Raw genomic sequence first — 15,161 nt, 5'->3', positions numbered from 1 at the left:
GCGGCCGGCGCCCAGCCAATGGTCGTCATTCCGGGGCGCGACGAAGTCGCGAGCCCGGAATCCATCGTGCGGCAGAGTTGGTGGATGAATGGATTTCGGGCTCGCGCTACGCGCGCCCCGGAATGACAGCGAGAACGTTCGTGAAATCTTCGCGGGGAACGACTAAACTTGTTCCATGCGATACGCCTTCCTATTCCTCCTTGCCGCCCTCGCCATCGCCCTCCCCGCCTCGGCCCAAACCGCGGCGCCGGTCGAGCTGCGCATTCTCGCCATCAACGATTTCCACGGCAATCTGCGTCCGCCGCCGGGCGGCATCCGGATCAATGATCCCGAAGACAAAAGCAAGAAGGTCATGGTCGCGGCCGGCGGCGCGGAGTACATGGCGACGCTGGTCAAGCAGCTGCGCGAGGGGCATACAAACACGATCTTCGTTGCCGCCGGCGACCTGATCGGCGCGAGCCCGTTCCTGTCGGCAATGTTTCACGACGAGCCCTCGGTCGAGGCGCTCTCGATGATGGGGCTTGCGATCACGTCTGTCGGCAATCACGAGTTCGACGAGGGCAAGACCGAGCTCTTGCGGATGCAGAACGGCGGCTGTCATCCGGTCGACGGCTGCCAGGGGCCGCATCCCTTCACGGGCGCCAAGTTCCATTATCTCGCGGCTTCCACCATCGAGACCGCGACCGGCAAGAGCGTACTGCCGCCCTACGAGATCAGGGAGTTCGAGGGCATCCCCGTCGCCTTCATCGGACTGACCTTGAAGGAGACCGCGGGCATCGTCTCGCCCTCAGGCATTGCCGGGCTCGAATTCCGCGACGAGGCCGAGACGGTGAACGCGCTGGTGCCGCAGCTGAAGGCGCGCGGCGTCGAGGCAATCGTGGTGCTGATCCACCAGGGCGGTGAGCCCTCAGGCGACTACAATGAATGCCCCGCCATTACGGGGCCGATCGTCGACATCGTCAAGAAATTCGACCGCGCCGTCGACGTCGTCGTCAGCGGCCACACCCACCGCGCCTATGTCTGCGACATCGACGGGCGGCTCGTCACCAGCGGCGACAAATACGGCACGCTGGTCACCGCGATCGACCTCAAGCTCGATCCTGTAACCCGCGACATCGTCAGCGCCAAAGCCGAGAACGTCATCGTCGCCAATGCCTCGCTGGCGAAGGATCCCGAACAGACCGCGTTGATCGAAGCCTATGACAAGCTGTCGGCACCGATTGCGAATCGCCCGGCCGGATCGGTGACGCAGACGCTGTCGCGCGTGCCGAACGAGGCCGGCGAGAGCGCGCTCGGCGACGTCATCGCGGACGCGCAGCTCGCCGCGACGAAGGACGCCAAGGATGGCAGCGCTGTCATCGCGCTCACCAATCCCGGCGGCATCCGCACCGACATTGTTCCGAAGGAGAACGGCGCTGTGTCGTTCGGCGAACTGTTCGCGAGCCAGCCGTTCCGCAATCGCCTCGTTACGATGACGCTCACGGGCAGCCAGCTCAAGGACATGCTGGAGCAGCAATGGCTCGATCCGAAGCGCCCGCGGATTCTCCAGGTCTCGAACGGGTTCAGCTACACCTGGGATGCGACGAAACCGTTCGGCGAGCGAATCAGCCTTGAGAAGATGACGCTCAACGGCAAGCCGATCGAGCCTGGAAGCGGCTACCGCGTCACCGTCAACGATTACCTCGCCGTCGGCGGCGACGGTTTTACGGCCGCCAAACAAGGCACAGCGCAGCAATATGGCGGCTACGACGCGGACGCGCTGTTCGCCTTCTTCAGGGCACACGGACCGATCGGTCCGCTGCCGCCCACCCGCATCCTGCGCGTGAATTGATCCGGATCAAACGGACTTGTCCGGAACCACCCTTTGCCATTCCCGCCCAAGCGCTTAGATTGCTTTTTGCATTTGCGTTTTGGCTCGGGATGCGCCAAGCGACGTCAAGAGCCCGTTCCCTGTGAGGCCGACCTGATGAGCACGCTTCTCCTCTCCCACAAGGCCTGCCTCGACCACGTCACGCCCCCGGGACATCCTGAAAGGCCCGACCGCCTGCGGGCGGTGGAGGAAGCGCTGTCGCAGGAGCGCTTCCAGTTCCTGGCGCGCGACCTGGCACCGGAAGGCGATCTCGATCTCGTGACGCTCTGCCACAACGAGCACTACGTCACCGAGCTGCGCCACATCGCGCCGACCAGCGGTCAGGTCTATATCGACGGCGACACCTCGATGTCACCAGGCACGTGGGAAGCGGTGATGCGCGGCGTCGGCGGCGCGGTGGCTGCGACCGAAGCGGTGATGAATGGCGAGCATCGCAACGCCTTCGTCGCGGTGCGCCCGCCCGGACATCACGCCGAGATCGGCAAGCCGATGGGCTTCTGCTTCTTCGACAATGCCGCGATCGCGGCGCGTCATGCGCAGCGCAAATACGGCATCCAGCGCGCCGCCATCGTCGATTTCGACGTGCATCACGGCAACGGCACGCAGGACATCTTCTGGTCCGATCAGACCGTGATGTACTGCTCGACGCATCAGATGCCGCTGTTTCCGGGTACCGGCGCGAAGGGCGAGCGCGGCGACCACGACACCATCGTCAATGCGCCGCTCGCTTCCGAAGACGGCGGACCAGAATTCCGCGCCGCGTTCGAGCAACTGATCCTGCCGCGCCTCGAAAAATTCAGCCCCGAGCTTCTCGTCATCTCCGCGGGCTTCGATGCGCATTACCGCGATCCGCTGGCCTCGCTGAATTTGCGCGCGGAGGACTACACGTGGGTCACGCGCAAGCTGATGGACCTTGCCGACAAGTCCGCAGGGGGCCGCATTGTTTCGGTGCTCGAGGGCGGCTATGACCTGCAAGGATTGAAAGAATCTGTTACGGCGCATGTCGGCGCCCTGATGGGCGCTTGACGCACCCGCCACATTACGCCCGCAAAATTGCGCTTTTTCTCACGTGAAGCGGGCAATCGGAAACGGATATGGCCGAAAATACCCAAGTCGACGTCTCCAGGCTCACCTTCGAACGCGCCATCGAGGAGCTCGAAACCATCGTGAAGCGGCTCGAGGACGGCAAGGTGCCACTCGAGGAATCCGTGACGATCTACGAGCGCGGCGAGGCGCTGAAGCGCCGCTGCGAGGAATTGCTGCGCCAAGCCGAGGCACGCGTCGACAAGATCACCACCGATGCCAGCGGCCAGGCCACCGGCACCGCACCGCTCGACGTGCAGTAAGGTCCCCGTTTCAAGCCGCCCGCCTCAAGCATCGGCCATCTGCAGTTTTTCATGATCGCACGCCGCTGTTTGGGCTTACAGCCCTCGGCGGCCAGGCACTGACATCGAAGAGTTCCCCCGGCCAGGGCCTTTCGGGCTCGCGAATCTGGCCAAAACGGCCTTCCTCTCGCCCAAAATGCAGGCGAGGAACCGGGCAAGACTGGAACCCATCCGCCGGCGCCAGGATTAACCAAGCTGGCCCGCGGGTTGCAGGTGCATACCCCTAAACGACCCTGCGGGTTGGCTTTGGCCCAAGCTTTGGTGTAAAGCTGCGCGGAGTGTGGCTTTTTGCAAGCCTTGCGTGGGCACAAATTACCGACGACAAGCGCTTCAAACTGCTAATGAAATTGGCTGGGACGGACGAAGCCGATCTAAGTGACAGGGATCACAGGGACTGAACCGGAGCGCACCTAAGCTCACCTAAGCTTGAAGACGGGGCCCTGCCCCATGCAGGTGGCTCCGACGGTTTAAGGACTCGCGCTGCGCCGATATTGTGCAAACCCATCGCGCACCGGAACGATCTTCCGGCGCTGACAAATTGGAAATCGCCGTGAACGCATACAGTAAAACGCCGCTTCTCGACACCATCCATACGCCGGATGACCTGCGCAAGCTCAAGATCGAGCAGGTTCGCCAGGTCGCCGACGAGCTGCGGCAAGAGACCATCGATGCCGTCTCGGTGACCGGCGGTCACTTCGGCGCCGGCCTCGGCGTGGTCGAGCTCACCACCGCGATCCATTATGTCTTCGACACGCCGCGCGACCGGCTGATCTGGGACGTCGGCCATCAGGCCTATCCGCACAAGATCCTCACCGGCCGGCGCGACCGCATCCGCACGCTGCGCACCGGCGGCGGCCTGTCCGGCTTCACCAAGCGCAGCGAGAGCGATTACGATCCGTTCGGCGCAGCGCATTCCTCGACCTCGATTTCCGCCGGCCTCGGCATGGCGGTCGCGCGCGACCTCTCCGGCGGCAAGAACAACGTTATCGCGGTGATCGGTGACGGCGCGATGTCAGCCGGCATGGCCTATGAAGCCATGAACAACGCCGGCGCCATGAACTCGCGCCTGATCGTGATCCTCAACGACAACGACATGTCGATCGCGCCGCCGGTCGGCGCGATGAGCGCCTATCTGTCGCGCCTCTACTCGGGCAAGACCTATCGCACGCTGCGCGATGCGGCCAAGCAGATCAACAAGCGCCTGCCCAAGATCATCGCCAACCGCGCCAACCGCGTCGAGGAATATTCGCGCGGCTTCATGATGGACGGCGGCACGCTGTTCGAGGAGCTCGGCTTCTATTATGTCGGCCCGATCGACGGTCATAACCTCGACCATCTGCTGCCCGTGCTGAAGAACGTGCGCGACATGGAGACCGGCCCGATCCTGGTCCACGTCGTGACTCAGAAGGGCAAGGGCTACGGCCCGGCGGAAGCTTCCGCCGACAAGTACCACGCGGTCGTCAAGTTCGACGTCGCGACCGGCACCCAGGCCAAGGCCAAGCCGAATGCGCCGGCCTACCAGAACGTGTTCGGCCAGAGCCTCGTCAAGGAAGCGCAGAAGGACGACAAGATCGTCGCCATCACCGCGGCGATGCCGTCCGGCACCGGCGTCGACATCTTCAACAAGGCCTTCCCGGACCGCACCTTCGACGTCGGCATCGCCGAGCAGCACGCGGTGACGTTCGCCGCCGGTCTTGCGAGCGAAGGCTACAAGCCGTTCTGCGCGATCTACTCGACCTTCCTGCAGCGCGGCTACGACCAGATCGTGCATGACGTCGCCATCCAGAACCTGCCGGTCCGCTTCGCCATCGACCGCGCCGGCCTCGTCGGCGCCGACGGCGCGACGCATGCCGGCTCGTTCGACAACGCCTATCTCGGCTGCCTGCCGAACATGGTGATCATGGCCGCGGCCGACGAAGCCGAGCTCGTGCACATGGTGGCGACCCAGGTCGCGATCGACGACCGTCCGAGCTCGCTGCGCTATCCGCGCGGCGAAGGCCGCGGCATCGAGATGCCCGAAGTCGGCGTTCCGCTCGAGGTCGGCAAGGGCCGCATGATTCGCCAGGGCAGCAAGATCGCCTTGCTTTCCTTCGGTACGCGCCTCGCCGAATGCGAGAAGGCGGCCGACGAACTCGCCGCCCACGGCCTCTCCACCTCGATCGCCGATGCGCGCTTCATGAAGCCGCTCGACACCGAGCTGGTTCTCAAGCTCGCCCGCGACCACGAGATCCTGATCACGATCGAGGAAGGCTCGGTCGGCGGCTTCGGCTCGCATGTCGCGCAGTACCTGACCGATCAGGGCGCGCTCGACGGCGGCATGGTCAAGTTCCGCTCGATGGTGCTGCCCGACGTGTTCCAGGACCACGACACGCCGGCCGCGATGTACGGCCGTGCCGGTCTCGACGCCAAGGGCATCGTCGCCAAGGTGTTCGAGGCGCTGGGCAAGGACGTCAAGACCGAGACGGTCAAGCTCGCCTAACGGCGAGCTTCGACCTTCGCGAACCAGCGCGACCTTCATGAAAATCTATCTGGCAGGGCCCGACGTGTTCCTGCCGGATGCGGTTGAGATCGGCCGGCAAAAGGCCGCGATCTGCGCTGCGCATGGGCTCACCGGCCTCTATCCCCTCGACAACGCGATCGATCTCACCTCGCCCGACGCCTCGCGGCAGATCTTTTGCGGCAACGAGGCGATGATGGACGAAGCCGATGCCATCATCGCGAACCTCACCCCGTTCCGCGGTGCCGGCGCCGACCCCGGCACCGTCTACGAGCTCGGCTACATGGCCGGCCGCCGCAAGATTTGCCTGGCCTATTCCAACGACGGCGCCGTCTATGCCGACCGCGTCGGCCGCTTCATGGACGTGACCTCCGAGGACGGACGGCTGGTCGATGCACAGGGGCTGACGGTCGAGGATTTTGGCCTCGTCGACAACCTCATGATGATCCATGCGCTGGAGCTGCACGGCTGCCCGCTGGTGACGCCGGCGCAGATGCCGATCGACGTCTGGCACGATCTGGCCGCGTTCGAGGCTTGCGTCCGGATCGCGGCCGCGCGATTGATCGCACCATAGACGTTTCAGTCGCCTCCGGAGATCCGATGTCCCCTGCCCGCAAGCGTGCGGATGTTCTGCTGGTCGAGCGCGGCTTGTTCGAGAGCCGGGCGCGGGCGCGCGCGGCGATCGAGGCCGGGCTCGTCACCGCCGACGACAAGCAGGTCGCCAAACCCTCGGAGACGATCGCCGAGGACGCGGTGATCGTCGCCGAGCCTGCGCATCCCTATGTGTCGCGCGGCGGCGTCAAGCTCGCCGGCGCGCTGGAGCGCTACCCCATCGAGATCGAGGACCATGTCTGCCTCGACGTCGGCGCCTCCACCGGCGGTTTCACCGAGGTGCTGCTGGCGAACGGCGCCAGCCTGGTGTTCGCCATCGATGTCGGCACCAGCCAGCTGCATCCCTCGCTGCGCGACCATCCCAAGATCGTGTCGATGGAGGAGACCGACATCCGCAGCTACGATGGCAAACGGCTGCCGGCGCGGCCCGACGTCGTCGTCATCGACGTCAGCTTCATCTCGCTCAAGACGGTGCTGCCCGTCGCGCTGTCACTGGCAGCGGCACCGATGAGCCTGCTGGCGCTGATCAAGCCGCAGTTCGAGGCGGATCGGAAGCACAACAAGAAGGGCATCATCCGCGACGCCGCCGTGCATCAGGAGATCTGCGACGACATCGCGGTCTTCGCCGCTTCGCTCGGCTGCACCGACATCGAGGTGTTCCCCTCCCCGATCACGGGCGGTGACGGCAATATCGAATTCTTCCTGGGCGCGCGCCGTGGTTGAGCGCGTGAGGATCGATCACGTCGGCCATCGCGGCGACGGCGTCTCGCTCGCTGCAGGCGATGCCGTCTATGTGCCCTACGCGCTTAGCGGCGAGACCGTCGAGGTCGACCACGTCGCCGGCAACCATCCCGACCGCCGCAAGCTGCTCGCGGTCGATGTCGCCAGCCCCGATCGCATCGAGCCGTTCTGTCCGCATTTCGGCATCTGCGGCGGCTGCGCCATCCAGCACTGGGCGGCTGAGCCCTATCACGCGTGGAAGCGCGGCATCGTGGTCGAGACGCTGGCGCAGGCCGGCATCGATTGCGAGGTGGCGCCGCTGGTCGATGCCCATGGCGCGGGGCGCCGGCGCGTCACGCTGCACGGCCGGTTCGGCACGCATGACGTCCTCAAGGTCGGCTTCTCGGCGGCGAGCTCGCACGACGTCATCCCGATCCATCGCTGCCCGATCCTCGATCCCGGGCTCGAAGGTGCGCTCGATGCCGCCTGGGCGCTTGCCGAATCCCTGACGTCCAAAATGGCGGTGACGAAGCCGCTGGACATCCAGGTCACCGCGACCGCCAACGGTCTCGATGTCGACGTGCGCGGCTCCGGCCCGCTGCCGACGGCGCTGGTCACGGCGCTCTCGCGCGTCGCCGAGCAGCATCGGCTGGCGCGGCTGACGCGGCACGGCGAGTTGGTGCTGCAACGCCTACCGCCGACGGTGCGGATGGGCCGCGCCGAGGTGACGCTGCCGCCGGGCTCGTTCCTGCAGGCAACGATCGCAGGCGAGGAGACGCTGGCGTCGCTCGTCGCCGAGCGCGTCGGCAAGGCCAAGGAGGTTCTCGACCTCTTCTGCGGCGTCGGCCCGTTTGCCTTGAGGCTCGCCGAGAAGGCGCGCGTCACCGCCTATGACAATGACGCCGGCGCCGTCGCGACGCTCGTGAAGGCGGCGCGCACACCAGGGCTGAAGCCGATCAAGGCCGAACCGCGCGACCTGTTCCGCCGCCCGCTGGTGCCGCCGGAGCTGCGCGACTTCGACGCCGTGGTGTTCGACCCGCCGCGCCAGGGCGCGCAGGCGCAGGCGCTGAAACTCGCTGCGAGCAAGGTACCCGTCGTGATCGCGGTGTCCTGCAACGCGGCAACCTTCGCTCGCGACGCCCGGCTCCTCATCGACGGCGGCTACAGGATCGAGACCGTTGTCCCGGTCGATCAGTTCCGCCACACACCGCATGTGGAATTGGTGGCGCGGTTCACGCGCTGATGCGCTACCTGCCGCTCACCGTCGGATTGCTTGCAGACTGCTATGCCGACGGCTCGAATTGCGGCTGCCATCGCAGCAGGTAGGACTGCAGCGAGCGTACCGCGATCGCCAGCAGGATTCCGACGAACATCATGACGAAGATGGCGACCATCATCTCGCTGGCATTGGCGCGCGCCTCGGCTTCGATGATGAGCTTGCCGAGCCCGCGCTCGGCGCCGATGAACTCGCCGACGATGACGCCGATCAGCGCGAAAGACACCGCCGGCAACAGCGACGCGAACACCCAGGCCAGCGCGGAGGGGATCACCACCGTGCGCAGCACGGTGAGTTCGCTGGCACCGAGCAGACGGGCAGCGGCGATCTGATCGCGGTCGACCGCACGCGTTCCCTCGAAGGTGTTGAAGAACACCACGAAGAACACGACGAGCCATGCCGTAGCGATCTTGGAGAGATCGCCGAGGCCGAAGATCAGGATGACGAGCGGCACCAGCGCGATGCGCGGTATCGAGTTGAGCGCCACGACATAGGGCCCGAACACGCGGGCCAGGAAGTCCGAACGGCCGAGGACCAGGCCGGCCGCGATTCCGCTCGCTGAGCCGAAAATAAATCCCCACCAGGTGTTCTTCAGCGTGACGAGCGTGGCGAGCCACAAATTGTTGTCGTTGCCGTTGATGCAGGCGGCAAAGCCGGCGGGATCGGCAAAGCAGCCAAGCCGCAGGAAGCTCTGCCAGATCAACGACGGCTTGGCGACGAAGTACGGATCGAGGATTTTCGGCACATAGGCCTTCGGCAACAGCGCCTTGCTCCATTCGAAGCCCCACTGCCAGACGACGAGAACCACCACGAGAATGGCCACTTGCCAGAACAGGACGGCGCTACGGCTGTTGGACATGATCATTCGGCCCTGGTGCGGCGGAATTCTTCGCCGAGGGAATGCCAGATGTGCGAGTAGAGGCGGCCGAATTCGGCGGTCTCGCGCACGTCCACGGGATCGCGCGGCCGCGGGATGGCGACGTCGAAATCTTCCTTGAGCCTCCCGGGCCGGGCCGAGAGCAGGATGATGCGGCTCGCCAAGGTCAAGGCCTCGCCGAGATCGTGGGTCACGAACAGCACGGTCTGCCTCTCGCGTTCCCAGATCTCCAGCAGCGTCTTGTGCATCTCGAGCTTGGTGTGGGTGTCGAGCGCGCCGAACGGCTCGTCCATCAGCAGGATCTCGGGCTCCATGATCAGCGTGCGCATCAAGGCGACGCGCTGGCGCATGCCGCCGGACAGCGTGCTGGGGAAGCTCTGTGCAAAGCCGGAGAGCCCAGCCTTCTCGACGGCCGAAGCGACACGCCCGGCGCGCTCGGTCCTTCGCAGCCCCGCGATCTCCAGCCCATAGCCGATGTTCTGTTCAACGGTTCGCCAGGGAAACAGCGTGTCGCGCTGGAAGACATAGCCGACCCTGGGGTTGACCTTGCCGGTCTCAACCGTGTCCTCATCGATCAGGATGCGGCCGCCCGAGCGCGGCAATAGCCCCGCGACCATGTTGAGAATGGTGCTCTTGCCGCAGCCGGACGGACCGAGCAGCGCGACGAACTCGCCCTGCTTGACCTCGAAGGAAACGTCATCGACCGCCACGAACTCGCGGCCGGACGCGTTGAAGCGCTTGGCGAGACCTCGCACCGCGATGCGGGTTCGCGTCTCCGCTCTCTCAACCTCGTCTCGCGCGAGCGCGAATCCCGGGCCTGGCGCGGCGATCATTTGTATTTCGCCATCGCCGCCTGGAGGAAGCTCATGTCGACGACATCCTCGTATTTCGTCTCGGGAATATCCGTTCCCTTGCGGTACCAGGGCTTGGCCCCGCGTTCGAACGAGGACTTGTCGATGACGCCGTCATAGGCCCAGGTCGACTTGTCGAAGCCGAGCTCGGCGCTGACTGCATCGGGGTCGATGCCCGAGAAATATTTCGGCGTGACCAGTGCCTGCACGTCCGCGAGCGGCGTCGCCTTCACGAAAGCCATCGCGCGGTGGATCGCGTTCACATAGGCCTGCACCATCGCCTTGTCCTGCTCGATCGTGTCCTGGAGCGTGTAGATCACCAGCACGGGCAGCGTGCCGCCGAAATCCTTCTCGAATACGCCGGGCTTGGAGGTGTCGTAGATCGTCCTGCCAAAGCCCTTCTTCTCGACCTCGACGATCCAGCTTGGCGGCGCCATGATGGCGTCGAACTGCTTGGTCTGCAGCGACGGGAACATCGTGTTGGGTCCGCCGCCGGCGACCCAGTTCACCCTGTCGCCGAGCCCGCGCGTTTCGAACACATAGGTGCCGAACACCCAGGTGCCCGACCCGATCGCGGTGGCCGCGACGATCGGCTTGGCGCCGTCAGGCCGTTTGTGCTCCGCGAGCTTCTCGACCGAATTGATACCGCCGTCGTAAAGGTCCTGCCGGACCACGATGTTGGCGTAGGAGCACACCATCTCGGTCGCGAGCAGGATCTTGCAGGGCTTGCCGCGCGCACTGAGCTGCAGCGGATGGCTGGCATCGCCATGCGCGAACACGGCTTGTCCCGCCGCCAGCGTCTGACGACCGAACGTGCCGGCGTTACCGGTGACGAGCTTGGAGTCGAGACCTTCGTCCCTGAAGTAACCCTTCAGCTCGGCAATCATGCCGATGGCGTAGACCGGCGACACCGGCCCGAAGGCGAGCGATACCTGCTTGGTCTCAGCGCGGAGCTGCCCGGGCAGCATCGATGCGCCGGCCAATGTGGAGCCCGCGATCAGCGCCTGGCGTCTGGTGATGTTCATCTGCTCCTCCCTTGATTCTTGTTTGATCGATCCGTTCGTCAGGACGGCCCAGGCGCAATCCGGATCGTTCCTGCCTTTTGCAGCGTCTCGATTTCGCTCGACGAAACGCCGATCTCGCTCAGGATCTCGCGCGTCTGCTCGCCGATCTGCGGCGGATCGTAGCGGTTGGGCAGCCGGCGGCCGTCCATGGAGATCGGCAACAGCGGCGTTTTTGCCTCGCCGCCATCAGGCAGGTGAATGTTGGTCAGCCCGCCCGACTGGTTCAGATGCGGGTCGTCGAAGAGATCGCCGGGCTTGTTCACCGGCGCGTAGGGCAGATCGAGCTGCTCGAGGCGCGCCGCGAGATCGGCCTTGTCCCATTGCTTGAAGATCTTCGCGATCTCCGGAATCAGCCAGCCGCGATGGTCGACGCGGTCGTTGCTCGTCGCAAAGCGCGGATCGGCAAGCCAGGATTCGCGATCGAAGGCGCGGCAGAACGCCTCCCACTGCTCTTCACCGACGATGGTGACGAACAGTTTCGAGCCGTCCCTGGTGTCGAAGAGATCGTAGACCGGCCAGGGGCTGTCCTTGATCGAATAGGGGATCGAGGGCTGGCCGCTGACCACCTCGCACATCATGGCCTGCGCCATCAGGAACACGTTGTTCTCGTAGAGCGCGCTCTGGATGTAACGACCGCGGCCGGTGCGCTGCCGCTCGGCCAGCGCAGCCTGAATCGCGATCACGCCGAACATGCCGCCCATGATGTCGTTGACCGAGGCGCCGGCGCGCATCGGCCGGTCCGGCAGGCCGGTCATGTAGGCAAGGCCGCCCATCATCTGCACGACCTCGTCGAGCGCGAGGCGATTCTCGTACGGGCCGGGCAAATAGCCCTTGAGCGAGCAGTAGATCAGGCGTGGTGCAAAAGCGGCAACCGACTCGTAGTCGAGACCGATCCGCTTCAGCAGGCCGGGTCGGAAATTCTCGATCAGGACGTCGCTGCTCTCGATCAGCCGCCGCGCGACGTTCTGGCCTTCCGCGGTCGACGTATCCAGCGCGATGCTGCGCTTGTTGCGGCTGTAGGTGGCGAAGAAGCCGGCAGCCGGTCCCTTGAAATAGCGGGTGCGGTCGCCCTTGGGCGGCTCGACCTTGATCACGTCGGCGCCGAGATCGGCGAGGATCAAGCCGCAGCTCGGCCCCATCACCATCTGGCTGAACTCGATGACCCGAAGGCCGGCGAGCGGACGGAGCTCCGTTGCCGCCTCGGGCGCGGCCGCCGTCATGCCGCCCTCCGCAGCACCTTGGGAATGCCGGCCTCGTGCAGGTGCCCGGTCAGATGTTGTGCCGGGATATGGCGGGCCAGAATCTCGCGCGTTTGCATCAGGCGATCGAGATCGATGCCGGTGGAAAGTCCCATGCGCTCCAGCATGAACACGAGATCCTCGGTGACGATGTTGCCGCGGGCACCAGGCGCGAATGGACAGCCGCCAAGTCCTGATACCGCGGCGTCGAAACGCCGGATCCCGGCTTCGAGGCCGGCGACGGCATTGGCGAGGCCCGCACCGAGCGTGTCGTGTAGATGCAGCCGCAGCGTCATCTGCGATCCGACTTCGCGCCTGACGGCCTCGACGATCTGCCTGATCAGTTTTGGGGTGGCATAGCCGACGGTGTCGGCGAGCCCGATCTCGTCGGCACCGGCCTCGGCAAAGGCGCGCGCGACCCGGCACACGGCCGCTTCGCTCACCTCGCCTTCCAGCGAGCAGCCGAAGGAGGTGGCGATCGCGCCCATCAGGTGCGGCCGCCGGTCCGCCGGAGAGGCGTCGATCGCGGCGCGGACCGCGCGAAACCCGTCGAGCTGCTCTTCGATCGAGCGGCGCACATTGGCGCGGTTGTGCGTCTCGCTGGCGGAGATGACGAAGTAGATGGCGTCGACACCGGCGGCGATGGCGCGCTCGGCGCCCTTCACGTTCGGCACAAGTGCACCGATGGTCGCGGTCCTGTGCGCGAGCGCGTGCGCCATCACCGCATCGACATCGGCGAATTGCGGTACGACCTTCGGCGGCACGAAGGATCCCGCGTCGATCTCGCGCACGCCGGCGGCGGAGATCGTATCAATCAGCGCGCATTTGGCTTCGGTGGGAACGAACACGTCCAGGTTTTGCAGCCCATCGCGGGGGCCGACCTCGCAAATCAGGACATCCGGCGCATGCGCCATCAGGCTCTCCCTGGTTCGATTGTATATTATTGCGTAAAAGAACAATCCGTGGGACAGTCTGTCAAGCTCAAAATCCGCGTGCACTGCAATGACCGGCTCCGACAATTCCCGACCGCCCGCTTCAAGCAAAGGCGGTTCCGAGCGCGCTGAGCACCTCGCCGGGCTGATCATGGCGCTCGCCCGACGCGAAGGCATGAAGGCTGGCGATCGCTTGATCGAACAGCGGCTTGCCGATGCGCTCGATCTTTCACGCGCGCCGATCCGGCTCGGCCTCAAGGCTCTGGAAGCGGCAGGGCTCGCGCGCGGCGAGCCGCATCGCGGGTTCGTGCTGGCCAAGCATCCGACCAGCGGCGCAGCCCAGCCAGCCCTCGCGGCGGTCAGGCGCAGCGAACAGGTTTATACGTCCATCGCAGGCGACGTGCTCGCAAGCCGACTGCCGGCTGACGTCACCGAGGCGGAGCTGATGCGCCGCTATGGCCTCAGCCGGGCCGAGTTGCAGCGGCTGCTTGACCGGATCGCTGCCGAGGGCTGGATTGCACGCCTGCCGGGCTATGGCTGGCGCTTCGCGGAGACGGTCTCGAACCCCGAAGCTCACGCCAAGGCCATGGCGTTTCGCGCGGTGATCGAACCTGCGGCAATCGCCCAGCCCGGCTTTGCGCTGCCGCAGGAGGTGATTGCACGCTTGCGCGAGCGCCAGCTGCGCGTGTTCGAAGGCGAGCTCGAGAAGATGACGATCGGCGAGGTCTTTCTTTCCGGTTGCGAATTCCATGAGGAGATCATTCGCGGCGCCGGCAATCCGTTCTTTCTTGAATCGCTCAGGCGCGTGAATTCGATCAGGCGCCTGTTCGCCTATCGCAGCTTCGCCGACCGCGACGGCATGCGGCGGCACGTGCGCGAGCATTTGCGCCTGCTCGAGGTTCTGGAAACGCGGCGTTATGCCGAAGCGGCAGAGCTGATGGCGAAGCACCTGCAACGCCCGCTGGTGGCGGGCTTGTCGTAAGCCAACGCGGCTGCCGTCAAGCGGGCGGCGAAAGCGACGCGTGACCGCTCAACGACGTAGGCCACCCAACGCCGGCGACTCGCCGGGCAGCATTGACGAATTGATGTCGCTGTCCATGCGTCCCGATTGCTGCTGGGTGAAACCGGCGCCGAACGACAGGCTGAGGTTGGAGGTCGGCTTGAACTCGACACCCGCGAACGCGCCGTAGCCGGGCGAGGCGCTGGAGGTGAGCGGGGCGAGCGAGCTGCCGATGCCGCCATTGTATTTCAGCGTGTCGAACCCGGCAAAGAACGTGACGGGCATGCCGCCCGCGGTCTTGTAGTTGTAACCGAACTGCGTGCCATCATAAGAGAGCGCGCTGAAATTGCCGGCCGGCGCAGGCTGGCTGAGGCCGCCCAGGCCTAGATTGCCGCGTTCGCTTCCGACGAAGAAACCGGGACGAAAATCATAGCCTGCGTTGGCATTGCCACCCTTGAAGCTCGGAAAATTGCCGTAGCCATCGGAGCCCTGGCCGGCGCTGCCGCCAAAGCCGAAAGGCCCGCCCGGGATCCAATATTGCAAGGGCGCGACTTGCGCATAAGCCGGCGCTCCGCCGAGGCAGAGCACCACGAAGAGAGTTGCGAGACCGCAGGAACGTGCAAGGCTGGACATTCAGGTAACCGTCAAAAAGAGCGGAAATTATATGCCGGGGATCACGCGAATACCAGTGACGCGATGCCGGTGGTCGCGCCATCGAGTTCCAAAATTACGTTATCCTGACGTGTTGAACCTCCTGCGCGACGGATTGACCCACATAGAGGACGCGCGAACGCGAGCCGTCGCTTCGATCCTGATCGGCCGGGGCAGTCCGGCAAGAC

14 protein-coding genes are annotated in these 15,161 nt (G+C 65.2%); 8 read left to right on the top strand and 6 right to left on the bottom strand.

All coding sequences use genetic code 11. The annotated features are described in order from the left end of the window. The first annotated feature begins 175 nt into the window (after window positions 1-175). The 7 genes from ABIB99_RS00455 (at window position 176) to ABIB99_RS00425 (ending at window position 8,327) form a co-directional block, all read left to right on the top strand. A complete protein-coding gene (locus ABIB99_RS00455; protein ID WP_354174289.1) occupies window positions 176-1,831 on the top strand; it encodes a bifunctional metallophosphatase/5'-nucleotidase in 1,656 nt (551 codons plus the stop codon). Between the two features lie 135 nt (window positions 1,832-1,966). After that, window positions 1,967-2,896, top strand: a complete 930-nt coding sequence (locus ABIB99_RS00450) for a histone deacetylase family protein (protein ID WP_085401274.1) — start codon at window positions 1,967-1,969, stop codon at window positions 2,894-2,896. Window positions 2,897-2,964: 68 nt separating this feature from the next. Then, window positions 2,965-3,216, top strand: a complete 252-nt coding sequence (locus ABIB99_RS00445) for an exodeoxyribonuclease VII small subunit (RefSeq protein ID WP_008132970.1) — start codon at window positions 2,965-2,967, stop codon at window positions 3,214-3,216. Between the two features lie 589 nt (window positions 3,217-3,805). Then, complete coding sequence (dxs, locus tag ABIB99_RS00440) at window positions 3,806-5,734, top strand: 1-deoxy-D-xylulose-5-phosphate synthase (protein WP_028148183.1); 1,929 nt, start codon at window positions 3,806-3,808, stop codon at window positions 5,732-5,734. A 37-nt stretch (window positions 5,735-5,771) separates the two neighbouring features. Further along, window positions 5,772-6,326: a nucleoside 2-deoxyribosyltransferase gene (locus tag ABIB99_RS00435; protein ID WP_063984911.1), complete on the top strand. Its 555-nt coding sequence runs from the start codon at window positions 5,772-5,774 to the stop codon at window positions 6,324-6,326. A gap of 26 nt (window positions 6,327-6,352) precedes the next feature. After that, complete coding sequence (locus ABIB99_RS00430; protein WP_063984912.1) at window positions 6,353-7,087, top strand: TlyA family RNA methyltransferase; 735 nt, start codon at window positions 6,353-6,355, stop codon at window positions 7,085-7,087. After that, window positions 7,080-8,327 (top strand): class I SAM-dependent RNA methyltransferase, encoded by a 1,248-nt coding sequence (locus ABIB99_RS00425; RefSeq protein WP_354174285.1) that lies wholly within the window; start codon window positions 7,080-7,082, stop codon window positions 8,325-8,327. The genes ABIB99_RS00430 and ABIB99_RS00425 overlap by 8 nt, the downstream gene beginning before the upstream one ends. A 40-nt stretch (window positions 8,328-8,367) precedes the next feature. Here ABIB99_RS00425 and ABIB99_RS00420 read toward each other — a convergent pair whose 3' ends face one another. From ABIB99_RS00420 to ABIB99_RS00400, 5 genes are read right to left on the bottom strand one after another with little or no spacing between them, the layout of a single operon-like run. Continuing rightward, window positions 8,368-9,219: an ABC transporter permease gene (locus ABIB99_RS00420; protein ID WP_354174283.1), complete on the bottom strand. Its 852-nt coding sequence runs from the start codon at window positions 9,217-9,219 to the stop codon at window positions 8,368-8,370. Window positions 9,220-9,221: 2 nt separating this feature from the next. Further along, complete coding sequence (locus ABIB99_RS00415; protein ID WP_354174281.1) at window positions 9,222-10,070, bottom strand: ABC transporter ATP-binding protein; 849 nt, start codon at window positions 10,068-10,070, stop codon at window positions 9,222-9,224. Continuing rightward, the gene (locus ABIB99_RS00410) at window positions 10,067-11,113 is read right to left on the bottom strand and encodes an ABC transporter substrate-binding protein (RefSeq protein WP_354174279.1); all 1,047 of its coding nucleotides are present in this window, start codon (window positions 11,111-11,113) and stop codon (window positions 10,067-10,069) included. Before ABIB99_RS00410 ends, ABIB99_RS00415 begins: the two co-directional genes overlap by 4 nt. Before the next feature lie 38 nt (window positions 11,114-11,151). After that, a complete protein-coding gene (locus ABIB99_RS00405; protein WP_354174277.1) occupies window positions 11,152-12,372 on the bottom strand; it encodes a CaiB/BaiF CoA transferase family protein in 1,221 nt (406 codons plus the stop codon). Continuing rightward, a complete protein-coding gene (locus ABIB99_RS00400) occupies window positions 12,369-13,433 on the bottom strand; it encodes a hydroxymethylglutaryl-CoA lyase (RefSeq protein ID WP_354174275.1) in 1,065 nt (354 codons plus the stop codon). The genes ABIB99_RS00405 and ABIB99_RS00400 overlap by 4 nt, the downstream gene beginning before the upstream one ends. Before the next feature lie 40 nt (window positions 13,434-13,473). On the opposite strand from ABIB99_RS00400, the gene ABIB99_RS00395 reads away from it, so the two are divergent. After that, a complete protein-coding gene (locus ABIB99_RS00395; protein WP_071917648.1) occupies window positions 13,474-14,304 on the top strand; it encodes a GntR family transcriptional regulator in 831 nt (276 codons plus the stop codon). 48 nt (window positions 14,305-14,352) lie between these two features. Here ABIB99_RS00395 and ABIB99_RS00390 read toward each other — a convergent pair whose 3' ends face one another. Then, the gene (locus ABIB99_RS00390; protein ID WP_354174272.1) at window positions 14,353-14,955 is read right to left on the bottom strand and encodes a hypothetical protein; all 603 of its coding nucleotides are present in this window, start codon (window positions 14,953-14,955) and stop codon (window positions 14,353-14,355) included. Window positions 14,956-15,161 lie beyond the last annotated feature (206 nt).

Source organism: Bradyrhizobium sp. LA6.1 (assembly GCF_040547805.1).
GTDB lineage: Bacteria > Pseudomonadota > Alphaproteobacteria > Rhizobiales > Xanthobacteraceae > Bradyrhizobium > Bradyrhizobium barranii.
Note: the sequence above shows the minus strand (reverse complement) of the source record. Positions and strands in the feature narration are given on the sequence as shown.

Excerpts from the sequence above, each read along its gene's own strand:
- ABIB99_RS00395 (WP_071917648.1), top strand. The coding sequence starts at position 13,474 with ATGGCGCTCGCCCGACGCGAAGGCATGAAGGCTGGCGATCGCTTGATC.
- ABIB99_RS00420 (WP_354174283.1), bottom strand. The coding sequence starts at position 9,219 with ATGTCCAACAGCCGTAGCGCCGTCCTGTTCTGGCAAGTGGCCATTCTC.
- ABIB99_RS00410 (WP_354174279.1), bottom strand. The coding sequence starts at position 11,113 with ATGAACATCACCAGACGCCAGGCGCTGATCGCGGGCTCCACATTGGCC.
- ABIB99_RS00390 (WP_354174272.1), bottom strand. The coding sequence starts at position 14,955 with ATGTCCAGCCTTGCACGTTCCTGCGGTCTCGCAACTCTCTTCGTGGTG.
- ABIB99_RS00405 (WP_354174277.1), bottom strand. The coding sequence starts at position 12,372 with ATGACGGCGGCCGCGCCCGAGGCGGCAACGGAGCTCCGTCCGCTCGCC.
- ABIB99_RS00415 (WP_354174281.1), bottom strand. The coding sequence starts at position 10,070 with ATGATCGCCGCGCCAGGCCCGGGATTCGCGCTCGCGCGAGACGAGGTT.
- ABIB99_RS00435 (WP_063984911.1), top strand. The coding sequence starts at position 5,772 with ATGAAAATCTATCTGGCAGGGCCCGACGTGTTCCTGCCGGATGCGGTT.
- ABIB99_RS00430 (WP_063984912.1), top strand. The coding sequence starts at position 6,353 with ATGTCCCCTGCCCGCAAGCGTGCGGATGTTCTGCTGGTCGAGCGCGGC.
- ABIB99_RS00450 (WP_085401274.1), top strand. The coding sequence starts at position 1,967 with ATGAGCACGCTTCTCCTCTCCCACAAGGCCTGCCTCGACCACGTCACG.
- ABIB99_RS00445 (WP_008132970.1), top strand. The coding sequence starts at position 2,965 with ATGGCCGAAAATACCCAAGTCGACGTCTCCAGGCTCACCTTCGAACGC.
- ABIB99_RS00455 (WP_354174289.1), top strand. The coding sequence starts at position 176 with ATGCGATACGCCTTCCTATTCCTCCTTGCCGCCCTCGCCATCGCCCTC.